The 25,075-nt window shown below is 46.9% G+C and carries 17 protein-coding genes and 1 riboswitch; of the genes, 15 read left to right on the top strand and 2 right to left on the bottom strand.

The window, feature by feature from the left end:
• The first annotated feature begins 288 nt into the window (after positions 1–288).
• From MZ182_RS15860 to MZ182_RS15850, 3 genes are all read left to right on the top strand, one after another.
• On the top strand, positions 289–1,266 hold the full coding sequence (locus tag MZ182_RS15860) for a transposase (RefSeq protein ID WP_248068188.1): 978 nt from the start codon (positions 289–291) through the stop codon (positions 1,264–1,266).
• A 965-nt stretch (positions 1,267–2,231) separates the two neighbouring features.
• Positions 2,232–2,828 carry a hypothetical protein gene (locus tag MZ182_RS15855; protein WP_248068190.1) on the top strand — a complete coding sequence of 199 codons (597 nt, stop codon included), beginning with the start codon at positions 2,232–2,234 and terminating at the stop codon, positions 2,826–2,828.
• A gap of 170 nt (positions 2,829–2,998) precedes the next feature.
• Complete coding sequence (locus tag MZ182_RS15850) at positions 2,999–4,795, top strand: anti-phage dCTP deaminase (protein WP_248068191.1); 1,797 nt, start codon at positions 2,999–3,001, stop codon at positions 4,793–4,795.
• Between the two features lie 380 nt (positions 4,796–5,175).
• On the opposite strand, the gene metH is transcribed toward MZ182_RS15850, so the two are convergent.
• Positions 5,176–8,910, bottom strand: a complete 3,735-nt coding sequence (gene metH / locus MZ182_RS15845) for a methionine synthase (RefSeq protein ID WP_248068194.1) — start codon at positions 8,908–8,910, stop codon at positions 5,176–5,178.
• Between the two features lie 256 nt (positions 8,911–9,166).
• On the opposite strand from metH, the gene MZ182_RS15840 reads away from it, so the two are divergent.
• The 8 genes from MZ182_RS15840 (at position 9,167) to cobO (ending at position 17,429) form a co-directional block, all read left to right on the top strand.
• Positions 9,167–9,892: a histidine phosphatase family protein gene (locus MZ182_RS15840; RefSeq protein WP_248068196.1), complete on the top strand. Its 726-nt coding sequence runs from the start codon at positions 9,167–9,169 to the stop codon at positions 9,890–9,892.
• Between the two features lie 220 nt (positions 9,893–10,112).
• Positions 10,113–10,327: riboswitch (cobalamin riboswitch) on the top strand.
• Positions 10,328–10,426: 99 nt separating this feature from the next.
• The gene (locus MZ182_RS15835; protein ID WP_248068198.1) at positions 10,427–11,308 is read left to right on the top strand and encodes an ABC transporter ATP-binding protein; all 882 of its coding nucleotides are present in this window, start codon (positions 10,427–10,429) and stop codon (positions 11,306–11,308) included.
• Positions 11,308–12,435: a FecCD family ABC transporter permease gene (locus MZ182_RS15830; protein WP_248068219.1), complete on the top strand. Its 1,128-nt coding sequence runs from the start codon at positions 11,308–11,310 to the stop codon at positions 12,433–12,435. The genes MZ182_RS15835 and MZ182_RS15830 overlap by 1 nt, the downstream gene beginning before the upstream one ends.
• A 78-nt stretch (positions 12,436–12,513) precedes the next feature.
• Positions 12,514–13,566 carry a nicotinate-nucleotide--dimethylbenzimidazole phosphoribosyltransferase gene (gene cobT, locus MZ182_RS15825; protein ID WP_248068199.1) on the top strand — a complete coding sequence of 351 codons (1,053 nt, stop codon included), beginning with the start codon at positions 12,514–12,516 and terminating at the stop codon, positions 13,564–13,566.
• Between the two features lie 107 nt (positions 13,567–13,673).
• Positions 13,674–14,462, top strand: a complete 789-nt coding sequence (locus MZ182_RS15820) for an adenosylcobinamide-GDP ribazoletransferase (protein WP_011788363.1) — start codon at positions 13,674–13,676, stop codon at positions 14,460–14,462.
• The gene (gene cobU, locus MZ182_RS15815) at positions 14,459–15,070 is read left to right on the top strand and encodes a bifunctional adenosylcobinamide kinase/adenosylcobinamide-phosphate guanylyltransferase (protein ID WP_011788364.1); all 612 of its coding nucleotides are present in this window, start codon (positions 14,459–14,461) and stop codon (positions 15,068–15,070) included. Before MZ182_RS15820 ends, cobU begins: the two co-directional genes overlap by 4 nt.
• Before the next feature lie 86 nt (positions 15,071–15,156).
• Positions 15,157–16,746 carry a cobyric acid synthase gene (locus tag MZ182_RS15810; RefSeq protein WP_248068201.1) on the top strand — a complete coding sequence of 530 codons (1,590 nt, stop codon included), beginning with the start codon at positions 15,157–15,159 and terminating at the stop codon, positions 16,744–16,746.
• A 59-nt stretch (positions 16,747–16,805) separates the two neighbouring features.
• The gene (gene cobO, locus MZ182_RS15805; RefSeq protein ID WP_011919831.1) at positions 16,806–17,429 is read left to right on the top strand and encodes a cob(I)yrinic acid a,c-diamide adenosyltransferase; all 624 of its coding nucleotides are present in this window, start codon (positions 16,806–16,808) and stop codon (positions 17,427–17,429) included.
• Positions 17,430–17,726: 297 nt separating this feature from the next.
• On the opposite strand, the gene MZ182_RS15800 is transcribed toward cobO, so the two are convergent.
• The gene (locus tag MZ182_RS15800) at positions 17,727–19,175 is read right to left on the bottom strand and encodes an efflux transporter outer membrane subunit (protein WP_248068203.1); all 1,449 of its coding nucleotides are present in this window, start codon (positions 19,173–19,175) and stop codon (positions 17,727–17,729) included.
• Positions 19,176–19,293: 118 nt separating this feature from the next.
• Between MZ182_RS15800 and MZ182_RS15795 the strand changes: the two genes are divergently transcribed.
• From MZ182_RS15795 to MZ182_RS15780, 4 genes are all read left to right on the top strand, one after another.
• On the top strand, positions 19,294–19,914 hold the full coding sequence (locus MZ182_RS15795; protein WP_248068205.1) for a TetR/AcrR family transcriptional regulator: 621 nt from the start codon (positions 19,294–19,296) through the stop codon (positions 19,912–19,914).
• A 91-nt stretch (positions 19,915–20,005) separates the two neighbouring features.
• Positions 20,006–21,121 carry an efflux RND transporter periplasmic adaptor subunit gene (locus MZ182_RS15790; RefSeq protein ID WP_248068207.1) on the top strand — a complete coding sequence of 372 codons (1,116 nt, stop codon included), beginning with the start codon at positions 20,006–20,008 and terminating at the stop codon, positions 21,119–21,121.
• Positions 21,118–24,207, top strand: coding sequence for an efflux RND transporter permease subunit (locus tag MZ182_RS15785; protein ID WP_248068210.1), 3,090 nt, complete (start codon positions 21,118–21,120; stop codon positions 24,205–24,207). The genes MZ182_RS15790 and MZ182_RS15785 overlap by 4 nt, the downstream gene beginning before the upstream one ends.
• 32 nt (positions 24,208–24,239) lie before the next feature.
• The gene (locus tag MZ182_RS15780) at positions 24,240–25,049 is read left to right on the top strand and encodes an oxidoreductase (protein WP_248068213.1); all 810 of its coding nucleotides are present in this window, start codon (positions 24,240–24,242) and stop codon (positions 25,047–25,049) included.
• Positions 25,050–25,075: the final 26 nt, after the last annotated feature.

Raw genomic sequence — 25,075 nt, 5'->3', positions numbered from 1 at the left:
TAGCTGGGGCAAGGATGTGGGACTTCCCCTGATTTTTAATCAAAAGTCGATCAAGGAGGACGTCTCGTTCTATCCTCCTTTTGGAAATCCCTTGCCGAACAACGTCCATGTCTAACTGCCAGTTCGCCATCTTTGGCTCTCGTTCGAAAAGAACAAAATCTCGAACAAAATCTTGAATAAAATCTAGCTGAATAAAATCTAGGAATAAAATCTAGCCACCCATTACAAATCGCGTTATTTAGGCTCCTCTACTAGACTCAATAAAAGTGTTTATGTGGAGGAGTTGCTATGCCGAGGCCTAGAAGAACTCAGATTAGTGTTGAAGACACGCCCTTCTATCACTGTTGTAGTCGCGTTGTTCGGCGTGCATTTTTATGCGGCGATGATAGTTACTCGGGTAAAAACTATGACCATCGCCGCGCTTGGGTAGAATCGCTACTGTTTGAACTTGAGGCGGTTTTTGCTATTGATGTAGCGGCCTTTGCGGTGATGTCGAATCATTTGCATGTGGTGTTACGGGTGGATATCGACTGTGCTAATCGTTGGACTGATCGCGAAGTGCTTGAGCAGTGGCATAAGCTATTTAAAGGTGATGAATTAACGCAAAAATTCGCTAAAGGTGAGTTGGTTGAACCTCACCAAGTCCTCAGGCTAAAGCATGCCATAGCAATTTACCGTAGCCGTTTATGTGATATCAGTTGGTTCATGCGTTGCTTAAACGAACCGATAGCAAGACAAGCAAATCAAGAAGATAACTGTAGTGGTCGTTTCTGGGAAGGTCGCTTTAAGTCACAGGCTCTACTTGATGAAGCTGCTGTTTTAGCCTGTATGACCTATGTTGATTTGAATCCCATCAGAGTCAAAATGGCTGACACGCTAGAACAATCAGATCATACCAGCATTCAGCTACGCATTCGGGCAGCATTGAAAGGTGAACAGCCTAACAATCTACTGCCTTTCATTGGTAATGAACGCGATAATCAACCTAATGGAATCGCGTTTACACTCAAGGATTATCTTGAGTTAGTTGAGGATACAGGGCGGATCATCCGCAACGACAAGCGTGGTGCAATAAGTGAGAATAGCGCCAACTTACTGACAAGATTAAATATATCCCATGAAAATTGGTTAAAACTGACCACTGAGTTTGGCAAGCTCTTTCGTGGTCCAGTGGGGACGCTGCAAGAACTGACCGATTACTGCGAGCATTTAGAGAAGCGACGGCGGCACTTTGCTAAATGCTGTCGGTACCTTAACGCTGGCTGATTTCAAGCCTGTTTCATTGCTCGTTCCTTCAAGACCTCCAACGAGGCAATGGGTTGGGCTTTTTTTACTAAAATATCGTTTTTTCAGCCAAATAGGTCAATTTAGTTAGTCATCATCTTTTGGAACCCTACCTCGCTAGTCTTTTAACGGCTAAGTGACTTTTCGTCACTTGAATGCTAACAGAAAGTGCATTATGTTCTTGTTTTATCTTGGGTGGCCCGATTTATTCGTGGCCTAATCAGAACGCTATCTTAAGTTTTAACAAGGATGAAACTTAATCGTGACCATGGTTAAGTTCACTTGCATCAGGAAGATGTATCTTTATTTCGCGAGAACGCCTCCTGAACAATATGCGATGAGTTTCTAACACTAGGTGCTAGGTGCTAGGTGCTAGGTGCTAGGTGCTAGGTGCTAGAGCCTAGAATCTAGAATCTAGAATCTAGAAAAGAGCAGTGTAATCCCTTGGCTAATGGGTGTTGGCCAAGTGCGGTAGCCATGGCAGGCCTTCTTGTCGAACGACAAAGCTGAAGCGTTTTGATAGTGCTGGTTTGCTTGGCGCTGCGAATTGGCAATGTTATCGCGGTTATTTGTTTATTGCGGCCTAACGGCCGAGGTGAATCAAGGTCGTGGGTCTTCAACCCCTGATTTTCAATCAAGAGTCGACCAAGGAGGACTGCTCGTCCTATCCTCCTTGGATGCTCCATGACGCCCCTAACGAAGTTACATGCATTAGTTACTGGCCTAGCGTTTATTCGAAAATCACTAAGGCTTTCGATGGTACATCCTGTACCCCGAAAGCTAGCGAGGCATCCATGCCTCGCTCACGTGATTTTCTTCAACGCCCGTCGGCAACTTCGCAGGGTATTGGTGAATTCTTTGCATTTGAGTCGCAGATTGTTTGATATGAAATATGCATGTTCGGTAGATAAACAGTTTTTTCACTTAATTATTATCAAGGAAATGATATGGCAGAGCTAGGAGTTGCAGAGTTTTCAATGATCGCCGTAACAACGGGGAATCCTAAAAAAACAAAAATTCGTAAGGTTGTTAATCGTGAACCATATGCTTTTTATAAGGACTATTATCTAAACCTACGAACAGCAATTAAGTCTCTTTTTACTCAAAAGAGGCATATTTCATATTTATATGATGTTTCAAGAAAACAATCAAATCCAACAAAAAAAGCAAAGTTTGAGCGGATTTCTAGTGTTTTTAAAGATTGGCAGTCAGGAAAAAATATTACTGCAGATACTCCAATTAAAGCATCGTACTCTTACTCTAACACGGAGATTACTTGTAACCCTGAGCTTAATGTTGTTTTAAATGGGCAGCCGCGACTTGTTAAATTACATTTCAATGAAGCTGAAAAAATGACGCGAGAAAGAGCCAATATAATTTGTGTTCTTATGCAGGAAGCAATTAATGACCCCAACTACCAGTATAGCGTTCTTGATTTAACAACTGGGAACGAGTTTATGTTTGATGGAAATTACGATAAGACTATTTCTTATATATATAATGAAATAAATAATTTTGAAGTTGTTTCAGATGGATTGGTTTGATTGTTTTTTATATTTTTAAATATTATTTAAGTTGATGTGTGTTTTATGAAGCAAGGTCGACAGTTTATAACTGTCGGTCTATGCATTTTTTTAATTTTCATCTTAAATAGTAACTCTGTTTTAGTGTGGTTTTTATTTTTAGTTTTTCATATGTAAAAGGTTTTTATTTGATGATGAATAATGAGAATTTAATTTCAAACTTGTTGAGCGAACGAAGTAACTTTATCTTGATAGGCTTAACCGGTAGAACAGGTTCAGGCTGCACTACAACAGCGAATTTACTTAGTGAGAAATTACACTTTCCATTAGTAGATGAAGTTAACTATAAAGACGAGAAATATTTTTTAGGAATGGACTCAAAACGTTATGGTGTTGTGAGAAAATATGCTGTCGAACATAACGACCCCTTTAAAGTTATTAAAGTGAGTGAGTTAATTACAGCTAGAATTCTTGATCTTGATTTGGATGTATTAAAAAAGTACATAGAGTCAGTTACAGATAGTGATTTACATGAAAAGATCGATGGTGCTTTAGAAAAGTCAGGTTTTTCTGAAAGCCAGAAAGAATTTAGAGCACTTTCAAAAGAGTTAAGTTATTTTTTATATGGAACAAGTACTTTAAACCATAATTTGAAGGAGCTAAATATAAATAAATGGTTTAAAATAATAAATACATTTACTAGTAGTTTGAAATCTGTTTTGAAGTCAGACTTGGGTAATAGTTATGTACAAATATATCAAGGGGCAGGCGATTCTATTAGGAGAACTAAAAATATAGTGCCTGATTACAGGAATAATGAATTTGAACCTCAAGGTTTATTTGTTTTACCAAGAATGATAAATAGGCTAGTAAAGTTCTACCGCTATATTGATAAAGTTTCCAATAATAAAACATATATTGCAATTGATACTATTCGTAATCCATATGAAGCTAAATACTTTAAAGATCGTTATGCTGCATTCTATTTGGTATCAATTAATGCACCAACACATGATAGGAAAAAGTATTTACAAGATAAATATAAGTTCACAGTTGACCAAATTAAAGATATCGATCGGAGAGAGTCAGGTAAATTTATCGGAAAAAATGAGTTGAATAAGTGTGTGGAGTGCGCTCAAGTTTTGAGGGATGATATATCACATGATAAGTATGATGAATTAATCATTTCAAATGTAAAGAGATGTATTGAAATATCCGATATACATATATTTAATCCTAGAAATGAGCCGCGAAATCATAATGTATTGAAATCACAATTAGGCTGGTATTTAAGCTTGATAAAACATCCTGGTCTTGTGACTCCAACTTCATTGGAGCGTGTGATGCAAATTGCATTTACTGCGAAAATGAATTCAGGTTGTATATCAAGACAAGTCGGCGCAGTTGTAACTGATGTTAATTATTCTATCAAATCAGTAGGGTGGAATGATGTTGCAAAAGGTCAAGTTCCATGTAATTTACGGTCATTGGAAGACTTAGAGAACTTCTCTAGTGACACTACTTATAGTGAGTATGAGCGGAATAATGAAAAGTTTAGGAATCAAGCTGCACTAGAATTGATAAAGATTAAGCGCTTAGGAGCTGGCGGTCGTAATTTGTCATATTGTTTTAAATCAATCCAAAACACTATTGATGATGAAAGAAATCAAGTACATACGAGATCTCTTCACGCTGAAGAGAATGCTTTTTTACAACTTGCTAAATATGGAAGTGTAGGTATAGAAGGTGGGAAATTATTTACTACTGCTAGTCCATGTGAACTGTGTGCAAAAAAAGCTTATCAACTTGGAATAAAGGAAATTGTTTATATAGATCCATATCCGGGATTAGCTATTCAGCATATTATTTCCATTGGCACGAACCCTCCAAAGCTGATTCAATTTAGAGGTGCAGTTGGTAAAGCTTATCATCAGCTTTATGAACCATTGATGTCTTATAAGGATGAGTTGAGTTATTTGGCATTATAGTTTTTTAATTTAGTTTTTTTCTAAAATAGATAGGTCATATATAATTTTTTTCAATTTTAAATTTTATTCTAATGCCACAGAAGTTCACCGATCCCCTGCGAAGTTGCTGAAGAGCGTTGAAGAAAATAGCGTGACGCAGACAGGACGTCAGCGTAGCTTTCGGGGGGAAGGGACGCCCCATCGGAAGCGTTAGCTATTTTCGAATAAGCACGAAGCCAGTCACTAATGCATGTAACTTCGCTAGGGGCGTCTTGGAGAATCCAAGGAGGATAGGACGAGCAGTCCTCCTTGGTCGGGTGTGGGGTGAAGCCCCACGACTTTAACGCTTAATTCAAACGAAGTTTGAAAGTTTAAGCCCTGCGGGTGATTGCAGATCCCAATCAGTCAGGATCATAATCAAGCACTGGCGCCAGCCATTTCTCTGTCTCAGCTACAGTCATCCCTTTACGCTTGGCATAATCTTCCACTTGATCGCGGCCGATATTACTTACACCAAAATAGCGGGATTTCGGGTGGGCGAAATACCAGCCCGATACTGCCGCTGTGGGGAACATGGCGTAGCTTTCGGTGATATTCAAGTCGATGGTTTCATCGGGCTTGAGCAAGTCCCATAACAAGCCTTTTTCGGTGTGGTCTGGGCATGCTGGGTAACCCGGTGCGGGGCGTATACCTTTGTATTTCTCGCGGATTAAGGCTTCGTTGCTTAACTGCTCGTCGGCCGCATAACCCCAAAACTCTTTACGTACCCGTTCGTGCATCCGCTCGGCAAAGGCTTCGGCCAAACGGTCGGCTAAGCATTTGAGCATAATGGCGTTATAGTCGTCGTGGTTGGCTTCAAAACGTGCCACATGTTCATCAATCCCATGGCCCGCAGTGACCGCAAAACCACCCATATAGTCGGCGACGCCGCTATCTTTTGGCGCTACAAAGTCGGCAAGGCAGAAGTTATCGTTACCGACCCGCTCAAGCTGCATCCTCAGGTGATGGGTGGTCATTTCAACTGTAGTGCGCGACTCATCGGTATAGAGTTCAATATCGTCGTAATTCACGGTATTGGCGGGGAATAAGCCGATAACCGCTTTCGCCGTGAGCCACTTTTCTTCGATGATTTTTTTAAGCATGGCCTGACCATCGGCGAACAGCTTTTGCGCTTCAACGCCGACCACTTTATCGCTGAGGATTTCAGGGTAATGGCCGTGCAGCTCCCACGAGCGGAAAAACGGTGTCCAGTCGATACGCTCAACTAAATCTTCTAATGGATAATCATCAAACACTTGGCGACCGAGCACATTGGGTTTGAATGGGGTGTAACTGGCCCAATCGTGTTGGCAGCGGTTTTCACGGGCGGCCTCCAGTGAAACAATCTCTTTACGCTTGGCTTGGGATAAACGCTTGGTGCGCATATCGTCGTATTCGGCATAGGTTTCATCAATGGTGGCTTGGCGTGTCTCGTTATTCACCAGTTTGCTGACCATTGGCACAGCGCGGGACGCATCGGCAATATAGATAGCGCCATGGGGATAATGGGGCGCGATTTTTACCGCTGTATGGATTTTTGAGCAAGTCGCGCCGCCGATAATTGCTGGAATAGTTAAGCCTTCGCGGTGGAAGGTTTTCACGTTATGCACCATCTCATCAAGGCTTGGGGTGATAAGGCCCGACATGCCGATGATATCGATATTGTGTTCTTTCACGGCGTCGAGAATTCGCTCCACCGACACCATCACGCCTAAATCGAATACCTCAAAGCCGTTACAGGCGAGCACTACGCCGACGATATTCTTGCCGATATCGTGCACGTCACCTTTTACGGTCACCATCAATATCTTGCCATTAGACTGACCTGCGACTTTTTCCTTTTCAATAAAGGGATTGAGGTAAGCCACGGCCTTTTTCATCACCCGCGCAGACTTAACGACTTGTGGCAGGAACATCTTGCCCGAGCCAAATAAGTCGCCGACCACATTCATGCCGTCCATCAGTGGGCCTTCAATCACATCGAGTGGACGTTTCGCTTCTTGGCGAGCGGCTTCGGTATCTTCATCAATAAATTCGGTGATGCCTTTAACGAGCGCATGGGCTAAACGCTGATTAACTGGCCAAGAGCGCCATTCTAAATCTTCTTTCTTACCCACCTGCGCGCCATCACCGCGGAATTTCTCTGCGATTTCAAGTAACTGCTCTGTATTGCTCGAGCCTTCAACTGGGCAGGGCAAGTTAAGCACCACGTTTTCGACGCGCACTTTAAGCTCGGGGTCGATATCATCGTAAATGGCTAACTGACCCGCGTTCACAATCCCCATATCCATGCCGACTTTAATCGCGTGGTACAGGAATACCGCGTGGATCGCCTCGCGCACTGGGTTGTTACCACGGAACGAGAACGACACGTTCGACACGCCGCCCGAAATCATCGCATGGGGCAGGGTGGCTTTAATTGCTTTAATGGCATCAATAAAATCGACAGCATAATTGTCGTGTTCATCAATACCCGTGGCAATCGCAAAGATATTGGGGTCGAAGATAATGTCTTCTGGCGGAAAGCCGACCTTATCGACCAGCACGCGGTAGGCACGGGTACAGATCTCAATTTTGCGCGCTTTAGTATCGGCTTGGCCTTGCTCGTCGAATGCCATGATAATGGCCGCCGCGCCGTAGCGTTTCACTAAGGTAGCTTGCTCGATAAATTTGGCTTCGCCTTCCTTAAGGGAAATCGAGTTAACAATCCCCTTGCCTTGGATACATTTGAGGCCAGCTTCAATCACCTCCCACTTAGAGGAGTCGATCATAATCGGTACGCGGCTGATGTCCGGCTCAGAGGCAATCAAGTTTAAAAACTTGTGCATGATCTCCACGCCATCGAGCATGCCTTCGTCCATATTGATGTCGATGATCTGCGCGCCGCTTTCAACCTGTTCACGGGCGACATCGAGCGCCTGCTCGAACTTGCCTTCTTTAATCAGTTTTAAAAACTTGGCAGAACCTGTGACGTTGGTGCGCTCGCCCACGTTCACAAACAGGGTTTGGGCGTCGATAGTGAGTGGTTCCAAACCCGCAAGACGGCAGGCAACCGGAATGTCGGGTAAGACGCGAGGGTCATATTTTTCAACCGCTTGACGAATAACGCGAATATGTTCAGGCGTACTACCACAGCAACCGCCGATAATGTTGAGCATGCCTTCGCGCGCCCAATCTTCGATCACGTTCGCCATATCTTCTGGGGTTTCATCGTAACCGCCAAACTCGTTCGGCAGGCCTGCATTCGGATGCGCCGACACATAACACTCACTAATGCGGGATAATTCTTCCACATAGGGGCGCAATTCTTTTGGCCCAAGGGCGCAGTTTAGACCGATAGATAAGGGCTTGATATGGCGAAGGGAATTGTAAAAGGCTTCGGTCGTTTGGCCAGTCAGTGTGCGACCAGAGGCATCGGTAATGGTGCCCGAAATCATGATCGGCAATCTGTCGTTAGAATGCTGTCCAAATAAGTCATCAAATACGGATTCAATCGCAAACAGTGCAGCCTTGGCGTTTAAGGTATCGAATATGGTCTCGACCATAATGATATCCGCGCCGCCCTCAATCAGTGCCTTAGTGGATTCTTTGTAAGCGGTCACTAACTCATCGAAGCTGACGTTGCGATAGCCAGGGTCGTTCACATCAGGGCTAATCGAACACGTACGGTTAGTGGGGCCTAACACACCGGCGACGTAGCGTGGAATGCCTGTGGCAGCAAAGGCTTCATCACAGGCTTCACGGGCGAGGCGCGCGCCTTCGCGGTTAATTTCGGCTGACAGCGACTGCATGTCGTAGTCGGCCATGGCGATAGTCGTGGCGTTAAAGGTGTTGGTCTCAATAATATCGGCACCGGCGTTTAAGTAGTCGGTGTGAATTTGTTTGATAATGTGAGGCTGCGTGAGCACTAACAGGTCGTTATTGCCCTTAACATCCGTATGCCAATCCTTAAAGCGTTCGCCGCGATAGTCCTCTTCCTCCAGTTTGTAGCCTTGGATCATAGTGCCCATGGCACCGTCTAAGATCAGAATGCGCTCTGCAAGCTGTTTGCGAATGTCTGCTAATATCTGGCCGGCTTTGGTTGAGGGTATCGTCATAAATAATTACCTTAAATACAGCTAAGTTAAGTCCAAGCATCGACCCTTGTTATGCAAAATGCATTTTATTCTGGTCTATCGACATTTGTTTTTGGATACTTGTTTTTATAAAATGTTTTTGGACATTTAAACGTATAGACGTCCATAATACGCGACTTATGATCGTCAGGGCAAGATGAAAGTCAAAGGCATTAGGCTCTAGGCATTGGTGCCTAGCACCTAGGCGCTAGGTCCTAGGCTTTATTTAAAGGCATATATGAAACAAGTGCAGCTTTTATTGTTACGCCACGGAGAGTGTGAAGGCGGCGCCATCTTGCGGGGGCGTGTGGATGTGCCTTTGAGCGAAAAGGGTTGGCAACAAATGTCGGCAGCGGTTGAGGCGCAGGCCAGCGTGTGTAGCGCGATTTATAGCTCGACTTCATGCCGCTGCGCCGATTTTGCCCACGCTTTCGCCGCCGAGCTGCATTCGACAGCGGCGTTGGTATCAGTCACTAGGCCATTGCAGGCGCAGTGTTTGTCGGGTTTACAGGAAATTGATTTTGGTGATTGGGACGGTTGTCGGCTCGATGAACTGTATCAACAAGAGGGCGAACGCTTAGTGGCGTATTGGCAAAATCCTTGGCAAACGCCGCCGCCCAATGGTGAAACTATGGCAAGTTTTGAGTCGCGGGTGAATGGGGCGGTTGATCAGATACTCGCCGCCGAGTTTGAACGATTGACCCTCGACTCACATAAAATGGGTAATGAAAACAGTGCCGTTAATGAGCGCGGTGACAATATGCCTGCTACCAAAGTGTGGGTTGTGACCCACGGCGGGGTGATCCGTCACTTAATGGCTCGCGCCCTTGGGGTTGAACGGGCGGTGGGGTTTTATAGTCAACTTGATTTACCCGTGGCGGCCGTGGTGACTATTAATGTGCTACAAGATGAACAGGGTGCCTGCTATTGGCGTTTAGATTGGCCAAGTGGGCGCAGGTGTTGAGGCCTTATTTCACGACCTAGGAGTTATGGTGTAGGCGTGATCGTTTGGCGAGAATAAGCTGACATGAAAATATTCTGATTTAAACAGCATTGCCTAATGGGATAGATGTAGGATAATGCTTTTCCCTGACGTTTGAACGAGATAGCGTATTACATGCGCAATGAGTGATAACGTCGCAGAAATAGGTGTTGGGAATAGACTCTCTTGTTCGAATCGCTCCGTTGTTTTCATTCTCAATGGCGTTGTGAACAAAGTGCATATCAACCCAAACATAATAGGGAATCGGGGCGCTGCTTGTCAGTCAGCCCGAACTGTACCCGCAACTGTGAGTAGTAAAAGAAGAACCTAGAACCTAGAACCTAGAACCTAGAACCTAGAACCTAGAACCTTCTTTCCCTACAAGTCAGGAGACCTGCCTATTTCTGTTATCGCTGCGTGCAGCCTTAGTTCTCGAGCGGGTGACTCGAGGGAGCAGATAACAATGTACATAGCCTTTTTTAATCTAGGTTTGGACTCGCTAGGAGCGCCGCGTTGGTGAAACTCTCTGCAATCCAAATGAGCCATAGTTTGAGTGACAGTAACACTCGTCCGTCAACGAACCAGAGTGTCGCACTCGATGTCAGCCAGTTAAGCTGGTGTATCGGTGGCAAAACCATTCTATCCAATATTAACTTTTCGTTGCCAACGGGGCAGATGCTGGGGCTGATTGGGCCTAACGGTGCGGGCAAGTCTAGCTTGCTGCGCTGTTTGTATCGATTTGTGCGCCCGACTCAGGGCAAAATTACCCTTTTTGATCAAGATATTGAGCTCTTATCGCCCAAGACGTTTGCTTGCCGTGTCGCCGTCGTGCAGCAAGATACACCGCATTATTTTGACCTAACCACAGAGCAATTGGTTAGCATGGGCTTAACGCCCCACAAGGGCATGTTCGATACCAATTCCAGTGGGGATGCTGAGCGCATTGCTCAGGCCTTAGATAAAGTGGGCTTGAGCCATAAGAGGTATCAACAATATGAGCACTTATCTGGTGGTGAAAAGCAACGCGCCTTGATTGCCCGCGCCATAGTGCAGCAGCCGCAGCTTTTAATCCTAGATGAGCCAACTAACCACCTCGATGTGCGCTATCAAATTCAGATCCTCGAATTAGTGCGTAGTCTTGGGATCAGCGTGATTGCTTCTATTCATGATCTTAATCTAGCCAGTGCCCTGTGCGACAGTTTGTTGTTGATCCATAACGGTGAAGTCAGCGCTATGGGGACGCCAACCGAAGTATTAACAGAGGCGCGCATTGGTGATGTGTTCGGCGTGTGTGCTCAGGTATCGCCCCATCCACAACATAAAAAGCCCTTAATCAGTTATTTTTATGGTTACCACCATGTGGCTCATGGCCTGAACGAGCGAGGCGAGGGCGGATGATGTCGAGGAATAAACAACATTTCCTCTCATATTTGGGGCGTATTGTGACACCGTTGACGAGACAACAACTGATGCTGCTTGTATTGGGCATCATCACTTTGGTCACCCCTATTGCTGCGGCGAGCTTTGGTGCGGCAAATATCCGCTTTATAGAAGTTATTCAAGTGTTTACAAATAATGTGGTGAATCCTGTTCAAGCCAATGGTATGACTGAGCGCATTGTGATGGAACTAAGACTGCCGCGCATTTTACTGGCTTTTGTGGCGGGGGCAGGCTTGTCAATGGCGGGGAGTGTGTTGCAAACCGTGACCCGTAATCCGCTCGCCGATCCCTATTTGTTTGGCATTAGCTCAGGCGCATCTTTTGGCGCTGTGGTGATGTTGACGATTTTTACCGGTTCTGGTTTATTTGAACATTCAGCATTAATTGCAAGCTCAGGTATTTTTAGCGGCTCGGGTGCTTTTGCTGGGCTGCTCTGGTTTAGCTTACCCTTTGGCGCTTTTATCGGTGCGAGCTTATCTGTGTTAATTGTGCTTGCCTTGTCTGGGCTTGGGCTTAATAGCCAAGTGGAGCGCATGTTGCTTTCTGGTGTGGCAACCTCCTTTATGTTTGGCGCATTAACGAGTCTGCTGCTGTATTTCGCCAGTCCACAGGCCACGGCATCAGTGCTCTTTTGGAGTTTAGGCAGTTTCGCTAAGGCCAGTTGGTCGTTGCTAGTGCTGCCGAGTTTAGTGATAGGCGTGAGTCTGGTGATTATTTTAGGGATGAAGCGTCAGATCATGGCGTTGCAAGCAGGGGACGAAACCGCCCATACCTTAGGGGTGAATGTGCCTAAGCTGCGGCTCAATATGTTGCTGCTTTGCTCCTTGATTACCGCCGTATTGGTTGCCACCTGCGGCGGCATTGGTTTTGTCGGTTTAATGATCCCCCACACAGTGCGGTTATTATTTCCTAGTCGTCAATCAATATTATTAACCGCGTTGGTGGGAGGATTATTTTTGGTGTGGATTGATGTCTTAGCACGTTGTTTGTTGGGCAATCAAGAGTTACCCGTGGGTATTATTACTGCCGCCATAGGGAGTTTTTTCTTTTTGATTATCCTGCGGCGGCGAAAAGTAACCCGTTAATTTAATGCTTACGACCTATGGAAAAGAGTCATGGAATGCATCGTAGTGATTAAATTTGGATTAGCAAGTGGAGTGTGAATGTCTCAATCAGCCGTGTCGTTTCAAATTAACCCTGTGAGCAAAGTACAAGAACAGTCGATTCAACAGAAAATAAATCTTAAGACTAAGCCGCTTGGCGCCCTCGGGCAGCTCGAATCCTTAGCATTACAAATAGCTCGCATACAGGGTGCTGATCAGCCATATATAGCGAATCCCACCATGCTGGTGTTTGCGGGTGACCATGGCATTGCAGCAGAAGGCGTTTCCATTGCCCCTAGTGAAGTGACGCGCCAAATGGTGCAAAACTTTGCCCATGGCGGTGCGGCAATTAATGTTTTTTGTCGGCAAGTTGGCTTTAAGCTCGAAGTGATCGATTGCGGTATTTTAACGCCTATCGAAGGGGGTAAAGGCATTATTGATCAACGTCTTGGCGCAGGAACGGGCGCTATTCATTTAGAGCCTGCCATGGCGCTGGAAACCGTCGATAAAGGCTTTGCGATGGCGCGTGATTTGATTGAACGCCACCACCAAGCGGGCTGTAATCTGGTGGCCTTTGGCGAGATGGGCATAGGCAATACCTCTGCTGCATCTGCGATTATGGCGGCGATAATGCAGCTCGATGTGATTGATTGTGTTGGCCGTGGTACTGGCATTAATCAAGAAACCTTAGCGCGAAAATTGATGCTGATTGAGCTAGCGTTATTGCTACATCAAAGTGCGTTAACTGGACCAAAAGAAGTGTTGGCGTGTTTAGGTGGTTTTGAAATTGTGCAGATGACAGGCGCTATGTTAGCCGCCGCCGAGCGTAACATGCTGGTGGTTGTGGATGGTTTTATCGCGACTGCCGCTGCATTAGTCGCAGTAACAATAGCGCCTAATGTGCGCGACTATTTGATTTTTGCCCATCAATCAGAAGAGCAAGGCCATCTGCGAATGTTAGAATTTTTGCAGGCTAAACCTTTGCTATCGCTTGGCCTAAGATTAGGCGAAGGCACTGGTGCAGCCTTGGCTCTACCGCTTATCCAAGCAGCAGTAAATTTTTACAATCAAATGGCGAGTTTTAGTGATGCGGGGATTGAGGCTGTTGTATGATATGCATTAGCTAAGCTGTTTATTTTACTTATTTAAAATAATAACTTTTTAGCCAACCGTTTTAATTTTAAACCTTGCAGCAAGTGTGGATTCACTAAGGATGCTTTATGTCAGAACGCGAAAGCTGGCACAAAGAAATAGATTTATTTTTAGTTGCTATGGGCTACTTTACCCGCATCCCAATGCCTAAATGGGTTGAGGTTGATAGCGATAAACTCAATAAGGCGAGCCGTTATTTTGGCTTAGTGGGCCTGTTAATTGGGCTATTAAGTGCGATTGTCTTTTGGTTAACACAGAATTGGCTTCCTGCAGGGGTATCAGTGCTGTTAGCCATGTTAGTTGGCGTTTTACTGACAGGTGGATTCCACGAGGATGGCCTAGCCGATACCTTCGACGGTTTTGGCGGTGGTTGGACGGCAGAAGATAAACTGCGGATCATGAAGGATTCGCGGCTTGGTAGTTATGGCGCTATCGCCTTGATATTAGCGTTATTGCTGAAATGGCAGTTGTTGGTTGAATTGGCACTTTATGATCCCGTGGTTGCAGGCTCGGCGCTTATCGTGGCGCATACAGTGAGTCGCGTGGTTGCTGCGAGCATTATTTTTACCGAAAAATATGTGCGCGATGATGAAACCAGCAAATCTAAACCACTATCTCAGCATCAAGGCATTAATGAGCTATTTATCTTGGTTGCCAGCGGTGTATTGGTGTTGTTATTCCTTAAGGGATTAGCAGCCCTCTCATTGTTGTTGGTGATGATCGGGTTACGCCGTTTGATTGTCGTTATTTTTAGACGTCAGATTGGGGGATACACGGGCGATACTTTAGGCGCGGCACAACAAATATGCGAGATTGTTTGTTATCTTGTGCTGCTGATTGTTGGAAGTATTCTGTGATCCATTTAGTCGTAGGAGGGGCCCGTAGCGGCAAGAGCCGTTACGGCGAATCCTTAGTGCGCCAATATACGGCGCTGGGATTTGATGCGTGCTTTGTTGCTACAGCGCAAGCACGGGATGCCGAAATGACTGAACGTATAGTGAAACACCAACAAGACCGTGCAGATGATGGTATTGCATGGCAATTAATTGAAGAACCCCTCGCGCTGACAACGCAATTGAAGCACTTAGCAAAACCTGGGCGTGTGATCCTTGTGGATTGTTTAACGCTTTGGTTAACTAACCAGTTACTCGCTTGTTACCCCGAATTAGATGAACCGATTCCTACGGAAGGGTATTTCGCCGCGGACATTGCGACTAAAAACACGAGCCTTGATCCGCTGATATCTTGGCAAAACGAGAAGAATGCGTTTGTCGATTCCCTTGCCGAGCTTGAAGGTGTAGTGATTTTAATCAGTAACGAAGTTGGCTCCGGCATAGTACCCTTAGGTGCGTTAAGCCGACAATTTGTGGATGAAGCTGGCTGGTTAAACCAAGCCGTGGCGACCTTAGCGGACAATGTTACCTTAGTGGTTGCAGGATTACCCTTAACGCTAAAACCACTTTAGCTTTAATCGATGCGTTTATAACGGCTTTGCATGAGTATTGGGGCTTAGCTTGGATGTTACCGCAAACTTAAGTAAGTCATTAATCTATGCCTTCTGTAAATACAACGTCTTCTTTCACTATAGACAATACCGCCAATATTAATTCACCTCGGCGCGCGGCAGTCTTGATGGTGCAGGGCACAACATCGGATGCGGGCAAGAGCACCTTAGTCGCAGGCATTTGTCGTTTGCTCGCTCGTCAGGGGATTAAGGTTGCGCCCTTTAAGCCGCAAAATATGGCGCTCAATAGTGCGGTTACTATTGATGGCAGCGAGATTGGCCGCGCACAGGCCTTGCAAGCCGTGGCCTGTTATCTTGAGCCCCATACCGATTTTAATCCCATTCTGCTTAAACCTAGCTCGGACACGGGCGCGCAAATTATTGTTCATGGCAAAGCCCTGACGACGCTGGAAGCCTCGGCCTTTTTTGGGCCTAAATCTAAGGATTACAAGGCAATGGCGCTTGGCGCTGTGCTGGAGTCCTTCGAGCGATTGACGGCCCAGTATCAAACCATAGTGGTGGAAGGCGCGGGCAGCCCGGCGGAGATCAATCTGCGTGAAGGTGATATTGCCAACATGGGATTTGCCGAAGCTGTGGATTGTCCAGTGATTATCATTGCCGATATCGATAAAGGCGGCGTATTTGCCCATTTGGTCGGGACCTTGGCTTTATTATCAGAATCCGAACAGGCGCGGGTAAAGGGCTTTGTGATCAATCGTTTCCGTGGCGATATTAGCCTGTTGCAATCTGGCCTCGATTGGCTTGAAGCTTATACAAAAAAGCCTGTTTTAGGTGTGTTGCCTTATCTGCATGATTTACATCTCGATGCCGAAGATGCGCTGGTTGATTCGCCCACTAAGCCGGCGAAGAGTCGTTTTAAGGTGCGGGTACTCGTATATCCGCGAACCAGTAATCATACGGATTTTGATCCGCTGCGGCTGCATCCCGATATCGATTTTGACTATGTGTCATTGCAAACCCAAGCCGCAAATCACGCCACTCATTTGCCCGCCGCCGATGTATTGATCTTGCCCGGCAGTAAGAATGTGCGCGCGGACTTGGCCTTTTTACGCCAGCAGGGCTGGGATAAAGATATCGCCACACACCTGCGTTACGGCGGCAAAGTGCTCGGTATTTGTGGCGGCTATCAAATGTTAGGCCAAAGCATTGCCGATCCCTTAGGCATTGAAGACAGTGCGGGTGATACCGCTGGACTTGGTTATTTACCGCTAAGCACAGAACTCAAAGCCGAAAAACAGTTACGGCGAGTGAGCGGTGAGCTAACGTTACTTGGGCAAAGAGTTACAGTGAAGGGCTATGAAATCCACTGCGGTGAATCAAGCTATCTTATCCCTAGGCTTGAACAAACGAATGCGCCCTTGCAGTTAATCCCTGAATCCACATCTGTGAGCTTTGCCGATGGCCTGCAAAGCGATGACGGGCAAATCCTTGGCACTTATTTACATGGGCTGTTTGATAGCCCGGATGCGTGTCAGTTGATTTTGCGCTGGGCGGGATTAAACGATGCTAAGGCAATAGATATCAATCAAATACGTGAGCAGCAACTCGATCGTTTAGCCGATGTGTTAGCTGAGCATTTAGACATGCAAAAATTACAGCCAATTTTAGAAGCATAAGTTTTAGAAACATAAGTTTTAAAAGCAGACATTTTTAGCAGCAGAGTGAAAAGAAGACCATGACAGCACAGAACGACAACGAACAAGCGCAAATCAAGGCCGAACGCCACAAGGCTCGCCAACAGAAAGTGAAAGCCGGTGTGGATGCTAAAATTGCCGCCGCCCAAGAGGAGAAGGGGATTCTGCTGGTGTTAACCGGTAACGGTAAAGGCAAATCGACCTCAGGTTTTGGCACAGTGGCCCGCGCCGTCGGTCACGGTAAAAAAGCCGCGGTAGTGCAATTTATCAAAGGCACTTGGGAGTGCGGTGAGCGCAATTTACTCGAAGGCGCAGGGGTTGAGTTTCATGTAATGGGCACAGGTTTTACTTGGGAAACCCAAGATAAAGAAAAAGATACCGCCGCCGCTGTACTCGCTTGGGAAGCCGCCGAAAAGCTGCTGCAAGATGAGAGCATAGATTGCGTGATGCTCGATGAACTCACCTATATGGTGAGCTATCACTATTTAGATGTGGAGCGTGTGCTTAGCGCACTTAAAAATCGTCCACCCATGCAGCATGTGATTATTACGGGCCGTGCTTGTCATCGCGCGATTATCGAGTTGGCTGATACTGTCAGCGAAGTGCAGCCGTTGAAACACGCATTCGAATCGGGTATCAAGGCACAGCAAGGTTTTGATTATTAAACTGAGCGTGTTGTTATCATCATAAAGCGATATTTTTATATCCATATTGGGCAGATAGTAAATGGCGGCCAAGCCGCCAACGATCACGGGTGCAACAATGCCAATCTTCACGAACCCTCTAGCTGTTCGTTTAGCTAAAAGCTATTGCCCCAAAGCGAGTTTCGTCCCTACAAGAAAACCAAGTAAAGAGAAAGTCATTGACCAAATTTAAGTAATGATACAAATTGCTTACTGTCAGAGCTCTACCTCCTTTACTCAAATCATGGTGCTTTAAATGATTTAGAGGATAAGCAGATATTACAGGCTCTCCTTATCTGTTTGCCAACCCCCACCAAGAGCTTTGAAAGCTGTGATGGCAGCCTTTGCCGACTCTGCTTGTGCAAGCGTTTTCCTATCCAATGCTTGTAATAAACTTTCGTCAACTTGCAAAACTTCAATCATGCTAGCTGAACCTCTCTGGTATGCAGAAAGAGAGGCATTTCTGGCGCGGTGAAGGGCACCAACTCCCTGCGTTAGTATCACGGTTTGTTGCTCTTGCTTTTCCAGTGTAGAGAATGCGCTTTCCACATCTTCAGTGGCTTTCAGAACCGCAAGTCTATAGGCTGCAAGCATCTCAGCTTCACGGCCATTAGCTCGTGTTATCTGGGCATCAATTCGACCAAAATCAAATAAGCGCCAGCGTAAACCCAGTACACCAGCAGCTTGATTTGCACCATGGGTTAATAGATTTCCTTCCGCTATTGATGTAGCACTACCGAGCAGGCCACTCAGTGATAGTTTCGGATAGTACTCGGCAATGGCTGCACCAATCTGTGCATTTGACGCCGCCAGATGACGTTCAGCAATAATAAGATCGGGTCTTCGCGTCAGTAATTCTGCCGGAGTCCCCATTTGGATCATTTTAGGTGTCGATGGAATTGGTGATTGCGTGGTCAGTTCTTCCCTATGTGTGCCTGGAACACTGCCTAACATAACATCGAGAGCATTCAACATTGTCTCTAAGCTTGCCTCCATAACAGGAACCGTTGCTTGGTATTGGGCGAGTGCAGCCTGAGCTTGGTCTACTTGACGCTCAGATGTCAAACCTTTGTTATAGAGGAGATTGGTCATTGCGAGTATTTGTTGCTGCGTATCTACTTGCTTGAGAGCAATATCAAGTCGGGCTTGTATTTCACGAATATTGACGTAAATGCTTGCTGTTTGTGCGGCTATCGCTAGCCGTGTTGCTGCTATTCCCGCTGATGTGGCTTGATATTCTGCCAGCGCTCTTTCTCTGTCACGGCGAAGACCTCCAAATAAATCAAGTTCCCAGCTTGCACTTAGGTTGGCGTCGTAGCTGTTTCCATAACGGTCAAAACTTGGATTAGTGTTTAAGATCTGGCCTAGTGGTGTTTCCACGGATTGATAGGCACGAGCTGCTTGTCCTGATACATGACCAGATGGTAACAAGGCCGCATTTGCAGCGCCTAGGCCTGCTTGGGCTTGAGTTAATCTGGCTGTTGCTTGTGCCAAGTCAAGATTTTGGTTCAGCGCAATCTTGATGTACCGAGTCAACTGCTCATCGCCAAATCTTTCCCACCAGACGTAAAGATGGCTGTCATCATTTATTTCTGGATTGCCTTGGGGAAACTGTCCATAAAAATACTTGGGAGTGGAATGTTCCGGAGGGGTATAGTCAGGTCCTACAGTACAACCAGTCAGTAAGTAGGCCATGGTCAATATAATAGATGAGTATTTTAGATGCATATTCTTACCAAAGATTGATAGTTTGTGACTATATTATCATTTGGTCACTTGTTGTCAATCTGGCTATGGCACGTTAAAATTCCAACACGCATGTAAGTTAGTTAGTTAGAGAGAAAGAATGATGAGTGAAGAAAATAACAGTCCCACATTGAATCGAGGCCCTGTTGATCACGATGTTCGGAATCAGATTGTTGCTGCAGCAACTGAGCATTTCAGTCGTTACGGTTATGGGAAAACAACCGTGTCGGATTTGGCAAAATCAATAGGTTTTTCTAAAGCTTATATCTATAAGTTTTTTTCTTCCAAACAGGCAATCGGGGAGAGCATTTGTACAAACTGCTTAGGCGAGATTGAAGCCGATGTTCGAAGCGCGATTAAAGACGTTACTCAGCCGCCAGAAAAGCTACGCCGAATGTTTAAAGAGATTGTTCAGGCCAGTTTTCGTTTATTTTCTCGTGATCAAAAGCTCTATGAGATAGCGGCATCAGCCGCCGCTGAGCGTTGGCAAGCCACCATTATTTATGAGCAAAACATCAAAACATTACTTCAGAGTATCCTCCAAGAGGGGCGCCAAACTGGAGATTTTGAGCGGAAGACGCCCATGGATGAAATAACAACCGCAATTTATCTTGTGATGCGGCCTTACTTGAATCCGCTGATGTTGCAGCATAACTTCGATCATATTGAAGAGGCTCCTATTCAGCTATCTAACCTCGTTCTTCGAAGTCTCGCACCGTAAAAGTTCTAAGCAAAATTATAGTGACTGTTGACTAATTTGGTCACAAGAATAATAATTGCCTTCCTGAATGGTTCTTCATGGAGGCTTATGTATGTCTCGTCACAGCATACTTACAATTGCAGTGATCACTGCCTTACCGCTTGTCTTAACTGCTTGTGGTGAAAAAAAACAATCTGATCCTCGTGCACAAGCACCGCTGGTGCGCACTGTAATGGTCAAGGACATTGGGGTTGAATCACGCTCTTTTACTGGTGTGGTAGCGGCTCGTGTGGAAAGTGATTTAGGTTTTCGTGTCTCTGGTAAGGTGCTGCAACGCCTCGTGGACACGGGACAAACCGTTAAGCGGGGTCAACTGCTGATGCGTATTGATCCTGTTGATTTGAGCCTCGTCGCTCACGCACAACAGGAAGCTGTTGTAGCGGCTAAAGCAAGATCGAAACAAGCGGCAGAAGATGAAGCCCGTTATAGAGATTTACGTGGGACAGGGGCGATATCCGCTTCAACTTATGATCAAGCTAAAGCCGCTGCAGATACCGCTGAAGCTCAACTTAGAGCCGCCGAAGCACAAGCAGAAGTGGCCCGTAATGCCACTCGCTATACTGATCTTACCGCCGATGTTGATGGTACTGTTGTCGCAACTCTGGTGGAGCCTGGGCAAGTTGTTAATGCTGGACAAATTGTCGTTCGCATTGCTCACGCGGGTGCCCGGGAAGCGGTTATTCAATTACCGGAAACCTTACGTCCCCCATTGGGTTCGCAAGGGCAAGCAAAACGCTTCGGAAGAAGCGATGCGGGGTCGTTAGCAACGCTAAGGCAGCTTTCAGATGCTGCAGAGCCTATCACTCGTACCTTTGAAGCACGATATGTGCTCACGGGGGAACTTCAAGACGCACCTTTGGGCTCTACCGTTACTATCAATCTGACTGATGACCATTTGGCCGCAAAATATGGCCTTAAGGTTCCCATCAGCGCCTTATTTGATTCGGGTAAAGGTCCTGGTGTGTGGCGTGTTCATGGCACCCCAACAGAAGTGTCTTGGGATCCCGTTACTGTTTTAAACCTTGAGAGTGACTCGGCCCATATTACAGGCCAAATCAAACAAGGTGATCAGGTTGTCGCTATTGGTGCCCACTTACTCCATGACGGGGAATTGGTGCGTATAGCTGCATCTTCTACCTATGTGGCAATAGAGGATGTACGCCCATGAGCGAGAGTCATCAACTAGAGAAAGTTGAAGGTCGCTTCAATCTTTCGGCGCTTGCAGTGCGTGAACGTGCCATTACGCTGTTCCTTATCCTTCTGATCACGCTGGGCGGGGTCATGGCCTTCTTCAAGTTGGGGCGGGCGGAGGATCCCTCATTCACTATCAAGGTTATGACGATTATCACTGCCTGGCCCGGCGCAACCGCACTGGAAATGCAGGATCAAGTGGCCGAGAAAATTGAAAAGCGCCTGCAGGAGCTGCGTTGGTATGACCGTAGCGAAACCTATACTCGTCCAGGATTGGCTTTTACTACGCTGACCTTGCTGGATAGTACTCCACCGTCCGATGTACAGGATGAGTTTTACCAAGCCCGTAAAAAAATCGGCGACGAAGTTCGCAACCTGCCACAGGGAGTGATGGGACCGTTTCTCAACGATGAATATTCCGATGTGACCTTTGCTTTATATGCACTCAAGGCAAAGGGCGTACCCCAACGAGAGCTGGTGCGCGATGCAGAAAAGCTGCGCCAGCGTTTGCTGCATGTGTCAGGCGTGAAGAAGGTTAATATCGTTGGTGAGCAGTCTGAACGAATTTATGTTGAGTTTTCCCATGAACGGCTGGCGACATTAGGCGTCAGTCCACTGGATGTGTTTGCTGCACTTAACAGCCAGAATGCATTGACGCCAGCGGGATCCATTGAAACCAAGGGGCCAGAGGTGTTCATACGCTTAGACGGTGCCTTTGACGAGCTGCAGAAAATACGTGATACCCCCATTGTGGCACAGGGACGCACTCTAACCTTGTCGGATATCGCAACGGTAAAGCGGGGCTATGAAGATCCATCGACATTCATCATCCGAAACGGTGGCGAACCAGCGCTGCTGCTGGGGATCGTAATGCGTGACGGTTGGAACGGGCTCGACCTGGGTGACGCCTTGGATAACGAGGTCACGGCGATAAATGCCGAGCAACCGCTGGGCATAAGCCTGAGCAAGGTCACCGACCAAGCCGTCAACATTAGTTCGGCGGTCGATGAGTTCATGATCAAGTTTTTCGCGGCTGTGCTTGTGGTCATGCTGGTGAGTTTTGTCAGCATGGGTTGGCGTGTCGGTGTCGTGGTCGCCGCAGCCGTACCATTAACGCTGGCCGTGGTCTTTGCCGTGATGCTCGCGACCGGCAAAAATTTCGACCGCATCACCCTAGGATCGTTGATCCTAGCCCTAGGTTTGTTGGTGGACGACGCCATCATTGCCATCGAAATGATGGTGGTGAAGATGGAGGAAGGTTATGACCGTATCGCGGCGTCAGCTTACGCTTGGAGTCATACCGCGGCGCCCATGCTGTCGGGCACTTTAGTCACGGCCGTCGGTTTTATGCCCAATGGTTTTGCGCGCTCCTCTGCAGGTGAGTACACCAGTAACATGTTCTGGATCGTCGGCATCGCGCTCATTGCCTCCTGGGTAGTGGCGGTGGTTTTCACGCCGTATCTTGGGGTCAAGCTATTGCCTGATGTTAAGAAAGTCGAAGGCGGTCACAATGCTATCTACAACACGCCGCGCTATAACCGCTTTCGCACGTTGCTGGGGAGTGTGATTGCCCGTAAGTGGCTCGTGGCAGGCTCGGTGATCGCGCTATTCGTGGCATCGGTGCTGGGCATGGGGATAGTAAAGAAGCAGTTCTTCCCGATATCAGATAGACCCGAAGTTTTGGTTGAAGTGCAGATGCCCTACGGCACCTCGATTACCCAAACCAGCGTGGCGGCGGAGAAAGTGGAAGCTTGGTTGGCCAAACAGGATGAGGCTAGGATTGTTACCGCCTACGTCGGCCAAGGTGCTCCGCGCTTCTTTTTCTCAATGGGGCCGGAGTTGCCTGACCCGTCTTTTGCCAAGATAGTGGTGCGAACGGACAACCAGACCGAGCGCGAAGCGTTAAAACTAAGACTACGCCAAGCGATTGCCGATGGGTTGGCCCCTGAGGCTCGAGTGCGCGTTACCCAACTGGTGTTCGGCCCTTATTCGCCTTTCCCTGTGGCCTATAGGGTTACTGGACCCGATCCCGATGTGTTACGCAGAGTCGCAGCCGAGGTGCAGCTGGTGATGGACGATAGCCCGCTGATGCGTACGGTCAACATTGACTGGGGTGTCCGTGTGCCGATACTGCATTTCACCTTGCAGCAGGATAGATTACAAGCCCTCGGGTTGAACTCAAGTTCCGTCGCTCAGCAACTGCAATTCCTGCTCAGTGGCATTCCTGTGACTGCCGTACGGGAAGACATTCGTACCGTGCAGATTGTTGTGCGTTCAGCGGGCAGTAACCGACTCGATCCCGCCAAAATTGGCGATTTCACGCTGGCGGGCGCCAATGGGCAGCGTATCCCATTGTCGCAAGTGGGGCATGTTGAGGTTCGTATGGAAGAACCTGTTATGCGCCGACGTGACCGAGTGCCGACTATCACTATTCGGGGAGATATCGCCGAAGACTTGCAGCCGCCAGACGTATCGACGGCGATCACCCAGCAGTTACAGCCCATCATGGCAAAGCTGCCAACTGGCTACAGCATAGTAGAGGCTGGCTCCATTGAGGAATCAGGCAAGGCAATGGTCGCAATGCTACCTATCTTTCCCATCATGCTCGCTATCACACTGCTTATCATCATTCTGCAGGTGCGGTCTATGGCTGGAATGGTCATGGTGTTCTTGACCAGTCCGTTGGGACTAATTGGCGTGGTGCCGACACTGCTACTGTTCCAGCAGCCCTTTGGCATCAATGCGCTGGTTGGCTTGATTGCGTTGTCTGGCATCCTGATGCGTAACACACTGATATTGTTCGGACAGATCCATGAAAATGAGCTGGCTGGATTAGATCCTTTCCGTGCACTTGTTGAAGCAACGGTGCAGCGCGCTCGTCCTGTGATTCTGACAGCTTTGGCCGCGATCTTGGCTTTTATTCCACTCACCCATTCGGTGTTTTGGGGGACGCTGGCTTATACGCTGATCGGTGGCACGTTCGCGGGAACGATTCTGACGCTCATGTTTCTGCCTGCTATGTATTCCATCTGGTTCAAGATCAAGCCAATCCAAGGCAACTGAGCCTCATAAAGGTATTTTAATAGGAAATTATTATGGCTAATAAATCGAAAGTTGTTGTCGTGACGGGTGTGTCATCTGGGATCGGGCGTGCTACTGCTGAAATGTTTGTCAAAAGAGGCTGTGAGGTATTTGGTACTGTTCGTCACCTTGAAAAGGCTCAGCCGATTCAAGGTGTTGAACTGGTCGAGATGGATGTCCGTGATGAAGATTCTATCCAACGAGGGATCCAGTCCATCATTGCAAAAACTAAACGCATCGATATTTTGGTCAATAGTGCGGGGGTGACCTTAATCGGTGCAACAGAGGAGTCATCGGTCGCGGAAGGGCAAACTCTTTTCGATACTAATCTTTGGGGGATTTTACGCACAATACAGGCGGTGTTGCCGTATATGAGGGCGCAACGCTCTGGTCGTATCGTTAATATCAGTTCAGTGCTGGGATTCTTGCCAGCACCTTATATGGGATTATATTCCGCTTCTAAACATGCTGTAGAGGGGTTATCTGAAACCTTAGACCATGAGGTTCGCGAATTTGGTATTCGTGTAACACTTGTTGAACCTTCATTCACAAAAACAAATCTTGATATAAATGCCCCAGTTGTTGCCCGCCCTATATCTACCTACGACGTAAACCGCGAGATCGTCTCTCAAGCGATTCAGAACAATGCCCATAAAGCGTCTGGGCCTGAAGGGGTTGCAGCAACGGTTGTTAATGCAGGATTGGGCGCTTGGAAAATGCGACATACCCCAAAAGGCGAAGCCTCACTTCTTCGGATATTGCGCCGTTTTATGCCTGCCACCCCTGTTGAGAAAGGCATCAGAAAAACGTTCGGCATGAAATAGTTCTTTGTTATGGCAAGTTTATGTTT

It is taken from the genome of Shewanella sp. JNE2, assembly GCF_023159115.1.
Taxonomy (GTDB): domain Bacteria; phylum Pseudomonadota; class Gammaproteobacteria; order Enterobacterales; family Shewanellaceae; genus Shewanella; species Shewanella putrefaciens.
This window is presented reverse-complemented; position numbering and strand designations above follow the sequence as displayed.

What these genes read in the sequence shown, in the direction of transcription:
- MZ182_RS15830 (WP_248068219.1), top strand. Translation starts at nt 11,308, where the DNA reads ATGTCGAGGAATAAACAACATTTCCTCTCATATTTGGGGCGTATTGTG.
- MZ182_RS15860 (WP_248068188.1), top strand. Translation starts at nt 289, where the DNA reads ATGCCGAGGCCTAGAAGAACTCAGATTAGTGTTGAAGACACGCCCTTC.
- cobO (WP_011919831.1), top strand. Translation starts at nt 16,806, where the DNA reads ATGACAGCACAGAACGACAACGAACAAGCGCAAATCAAGGCCGAACGC.
- MZ182_RS15800 (WP_248068203.1), bottom strand. Translation starts at nt 19,175, where the DNA reads ATGCATCTAAAATACTCATCTATTATATTGACCATGGCCTACTTACTG.
- MZ182_RS15850 (WP_248068191.1), top strand. Translation starts at nt 2,999, where the DNA reads ATGATGAATAATGAGAATTTAATTTCAAACTTGTTGAGCGAACGAAGT.
- MZ182_RS15810 (WP_248068201.1), top strand. Translation starts at nt 15,157, where the DNA reads ATGCCTTCTGTAAATACAACGTCTTCTTTCACTATAGACAATACCGCC.
- MZ182_RS15855 (WP_248068190.1), top strand. Translation starts at nt 2,232, where the DNA reads ATGGCAGAGCTAGGAGTTGCAGAGTTTTCAATGATCGCCGTAACAACG.
- cobT (WP_248068199.1), top strand. Translation starts at nt 12,514, where the DNA reads ATGTCTCAATCAGCCGTGTCGTTTCAAATTAACCCTGTGAGCAAAGTA.
- MZ182_RS15795 (WP_248068205.1), top strand. Translation starts at nt 19,294, where the DNA reads ATGATGAGTGAAGAAAATAACAGTCCCACATTGAATCGAGGCCCTGTT.
- MZ182_RS15785 (WP_248068210.1), top strand. Translation starts at nt 21,118, where the DNA reads ATGAGCGAGAGTCATCAACTAGAGAAAGTTGAAGGTCGCTTCAATCTT.
- MZ182_RS15840 (WP_248068196.1), top strand. Translation starts at nt 9,167, where the DNA reads ATGAAACAAGTGCAGCTTTTATTGTTACGCCACGGAGAGTGTGAAGGC.
- MZ182_RS15790 (WP_248068207.1), top strand. Translation starts at nt 20,006, where the DNA reads ATGTCTCGTCACAGCATACTTACAATTGCAGTGATCACTGCCTTACCG.
- MZ182_RS15780 (WP_248068213.1), top strand. Translation starts at nt 24,240, where the DNA reads ATGGCTAATAAATCGAAAGTTGTTGTCGTGACGGGTGTGTCATCTGGG.
- MZ182_RS15820 (WP_011788363.1), top strand. Translation starts at nt 13,674, where the DNA reads ATGTCAGAACGCGAAAGCTGGCACAAAGAAATAGATTTATTTTTAGTT.
- metH (WP_248068194.1), bottom strand. Translation starts at nt 8,910, where the DNA reads ATGACGATACCCTCAACCAAAGCCGGCCAGATATTAGCAGACATTCGC.